This window comes from Microbacterium sp. BWR-S6Y (assembly GCF_041379845.1).
In the GTDB taxonomy this organism is placed as follows: domain Bacteria; phylum Actinomycetota; class Actinomycetes; order Actinomycetales; family Microbacteriaceae; genus Microbacterium; species Microbacterium hydrothermale.
Map to the genome: position 1 here is coordinate 3,563 of NZ_JBFECV010000015.1, position 1,660 is coordinate 5,222.

Sequence of the window (1,660 nt, forward strand, 5' to 3'; positions counted from 1 at the left end):
ACAACCCGAAGGCCATCAGTGCCAGATGCTCCTTAGAAAGGAGGTGATCCAGCCGCACCTTCCGGTACGGCTACCTTGTTACGACTTAGTCCTAATTACCGATCCCACCTTCGACGGCTCCCTCCACAAGGGTTGGGCCACCGGCTTCAGGTGTTACCGACTTTCATGACTTGACGGGCGGTGTGTACAAGACCCGGGAACGTATTCACCGCAGCGTTGCTGATCTGCGATTACTAGCGACTCCGACTTCATGAGGTCGAGTTGCAGACCTCAATCCGAACTGGGACCGGCTTTTTGGGATTCGCTCCACCTCACGGTATTGCAGCCCTTTGTACCGGCCATTGTAGCATGCGTGAAGCCCAAGACATAAGGGGCATGATGATTTGACGTCATCCCCACCTTCCTCCGAGTTGACCCCGGCAGTATCCCATGAGTTCCCACCATTACGTGCTGGCAACATAGAACGAGGGTTGCGCTCGTTGCGGGACTTAACCCAACATCTCACGACACGAGCTGACGACAACCATGCACCACCTGTTCACCAGTGTCCAAAGAGTTGACCATTTCTGGCCCGTTCTGGTGTATGTCAAGCCTTGGTAAGGTTCTTCGCGTTGCATCGAATTAATCCGCATGCTCCGCCGCTTGTGCGGGTCCCCGTCAATTCCTTTGAGTTTTAGCCTTGCGGCCGTACTCCCCAGGCGGGGAACTTAATGCGTTAGCTGCGTCACGGAAACCGTGGAATGGTCCCCACAACTAGTTCCCAACGTTTACGGGGTGGACTACCAGGGTATCTAAGCCTGTTTGCTCCCCACCCTTTCGCTCCTCAGCGTCAGTTACGGCCCAGAGATCTGCCTTCGCCATCGGTGTTCCTCCTGATATCTGCGCATTCCACCGCTACACCAGGAATTCCAATCTCCCCTACCGCACTCTAGTCTGCCCGTACCCACTGCAGGCCCGAGGTTGAGCCTCGGGATTTCACAGCAGACGCGACAAACCGCCTACGAGCTCTTTACGCCCAATAATTCCGGATAACGCTTGCGCCCTACGTATTACCGCGGCTGCTGGCACGTAGTTAGCCGGCGCTTTTTCTGCAGGTACCGTCACTTTCGCTTCTTCCCTGCTAAAAGAGGTTTACAACCCGAAGGCCGTCATCCCTCACGCGGCGTTGCTGCATCAGGCTTCCGCCCATTGTGCAATATTCCCCACTGCTGCCTCCCGTAGGAGTCTGGGCCGTGTCTCAGTCCCAGTGTGGCCGGTCACCCTCTCAGGCCGGCTACCCGTCGACGCCTTGGTGAGCCATTACCTCACCAACAAGCTGATAGGCCGCGAGCCCATCCCAGACCAAAAAATCTTTCCAACCCCCACCATGCGGAAGAGGCTCATATCCAGTATTAGACGCCGTTTCCAGCGCTTATCCCAGAGTCCAGGGCAGGTTGCTCACGTGTTACTCACCCGTTCGCCACTGATCCACCAAGCAAGCTTGGCTTCACCGTTCGACTTGCATGTGTTAAGCACGCCGCCAGCGTTCATCCTGAGCCAGGATCAAACTCTCCGTAAAAAAGAAATGCATACAACCACCGGGAAAACAGTGACCGCAGCGAGTTTGAAACTGACCAAAGAGAAACATCATTACTGACGTATCCATACGCCAACCCCAAAA

The 1,660-nt window shown here is 55.4% G+C and carries 1 rRNA gene; it reads right to left on the reverse strand.

Features of this window, described 5'->3' with window-relative positions:
* Positions 1-36 precede the first annotated feature (36 nt).
* Positions 37-1,558: ribosomal RNA gene (locus AB1K56_RS18470) — 16S ribosomal RNA — on the reverse strand.
* Positions 1,559-1,660: the final 102 nt, after the last annotated feature.